The organism is Oleiphilus sp. HI0128 (assembly GCF_001635365.1).
Window position 1 is genome coordinate 1 of sequence record NZ_LWGG01000813.1, and the last position, 2304, is coordinate 2304.

Sequence of the window (2304 nt, forward strand, 5' to 3'; positions counted from 1 at the left end):
GTCTATTTCCCCGTTATCTTCTCCGTAAAAACAAGACCTTAGTCTTACAAGCACTGGGCTTACAAACAACACGCCTTTTCCTCCGACAGAAAGACATTCAGCCCCTTCTCCTCAGCACGCGTCTACTTTTTTAGACTCATTACCGTTAGAGGCTTTTCATCATTTAGTAAATGTACGTTTACCCCGTGGAATAGATCACTCTGTAGGTGATCTTTTTCCCCCTTCCAAACGTAAACGTAACAAACATCATAGTTAGGATTGAATAGAATTCATGTCAGCTCAAGGTTTACATCAACAAATCAGCGACTTACGAACCAAACAACCAACTCAAAACCAGGGCATTAACGTTGTATGGTTTAAGCGTGATCTCAGGTTACGTGATCATACTCCCCTGAAGGAAGCTTGTGCAGGCAAAAATCCCACCTTACTGATCTATATCTTCGAAGATCTGCTAATACAAGACCCTCACTACGACGTGCGCCATTGGCGTTTTATTTGCCAGTCTTTAGCCGATTTGAATCGTCAACTCAAGGCCTTTAACACGCAGATCCATTGCTTTCGGGGCAAGGTTCTTAAGGCGTTAGAGGAAATCCATAGCCATTTCACAATCAATCGATTATTCAGCTATGAAGAGACCGGTATACGTGCTACCTATGAGCGCGATAAGGAAATAGCTGATTGGCTAGCCAAACACCAAATAGACTGGCAAGAAAGCCCAACGGGCGGAGTCATTCGAGGGCTGACCCACCGAAGCAATTGGGACAAGCACTGGCACAGTATCATGCGCATGGGTTTAGACAATCCCGACCTTCGAGGCGCTAACCTTATTTCTCTAGCACATCATCATCCGAATGATGCAATGGAGCCTTCTTGGCTTGAAACGCATCCTAGGATGCAACATGGGGGTGAAAAATGGGCTGAGAGAACACTCGCTTCTTTTTTTAGATCAAGAGGTCAAGACTATGCCTATAAAATATCAAAACCACTTGAAAGCCGAAAGAGCTGTTCCCGCATGTCTCCTTACCTGGCTTGGGGAAATATTAGCCTGCGGCAGTTTTATCAGCGAACCTTACTTCATCGTCGCGAACAGGGGTGGCGTAAAACGGCGAATACCTTGTGTTCACGTTTGCATTGGCACTGCCATTTTATCCAAAAGTTTGAAAGTGAACATGAAATGGAAGAAAGACCTGTCAATCGCGCTTACGCGTTATTCAGCTATCGAGAAGACAATGATTCCCTTTGCCATCGCCAAGCTTGGCAAGATGGAAAAACGGGCTACCCCATTGTTGATGCATGCATGCGATGTTTAATCGAAACGGGTTATTTGAACTTTCGAATGCGATCCATGCTCGTCAGCTTTTTTTGTCATCATTTGCTGCAGGATTGGCGGCAAGGTGTACATTATCTAGCCAAGCTTTTTTTGGACTTCGAGCCCGGTATTCACTATGCGCAGTTTCAGATGCAGGCTGGCGTCACAGGCACAAATACCATTCGAATTTACAATCCAGTGAAACAAAGTCTAGAGCATGACCCTAATGGTGAGTTTATCAGAATGTGGCTACCGGAATTGGCTAAACTCCCAAACGAGCTGATTCACACGCCGTGGATGATGACTCCTATGGAAGAAACATTGTATGACCTATCTCTGGGAACCACGTATCCAAAACCAATTGTCGATATTAAAGAAACGGGAAAAATTGCTCGCCGCGAATTATGGGCTTTTCGTAAACGAACCTTCGTCAGACAAGAAAACAGCAGGATTCTTCACCGTCACGTACGTCCTAATAAACGGAAAAGAGACTAAACTGAACCGCTGTGTGCCACCTTAAGAAAAAACACTTTGGTGCTTTGAAGCAGGCTATTGCGAAGGCCTTACTCACCAAACTCTATTTTAACCCGCTATGGTTATTCAAGCACTTCCTCTTGATAATTTTTTTGAGTGGCCGTTATTCGACTTTCAGTTATTGTCGATTGCAACACTGCGCTTTATTGTCGATTTGCCTGTAGCAGTATTCGCCATTGTGACGATCCAAAACACGCCCCCTCGCAATGATCTGCTTTAATCAAACAGGACACTTCAATAAGGAATATAATCCAATTATTGAGGTGTTAAATGACAAAACGAAAGAACAGAAGTTATACAACAGAGTTTAAACAAGAAGCGGTTGCCCTGGTCACCGAGCAAGGCTATAGCGTTCCTAAAGCGGCTGCTTCATTGGGTATTACAGATAAGTTGCTCTACAACTGGAAAGCCAAGTTTGATGCGGAACAATCTGGTACTGGCTTAAATACAGATGAGCGTGC

2 protein-coding genes are annotated in these 2304 nt (G+C 44.2%); both read left to right on the forward strand.

The features are described 5' to 3' along the window. The first annotated feature begins 271 nt into the window (after nucleotides 1–271). Nucleotides 272–1804 (forward strand): cryptochrome/deoxyribodipyrimidine photo-lyase family protein, encoded by a 1533-nt coding sequence (locus A3763_RS12135; protein ID WP_082865253.1) that lies wholly within the window; start codon nucleotides 272–274, stop codon nucleotides 1802–1804. A 309-nt stretch (nucleotides 1805–2113) separates the two neighbouring features. Further along, a partial coding sequence (locus A3763_RS12140; protein ID WP_068760069.1) for a transposase occupies nucleotides 2114–2304 on the forward strand: 191 nt, incomplete at its 3' end.

Excerpts from the sequence above, each read along its gene's own strand:
- A3763_RS12135 (WP_082865253.1), top strand. The coding sequence starts at position 272 with ATGTCAGCTCAAGGTTTACATCAACAAATCAGCGACTTACGAACCAAA.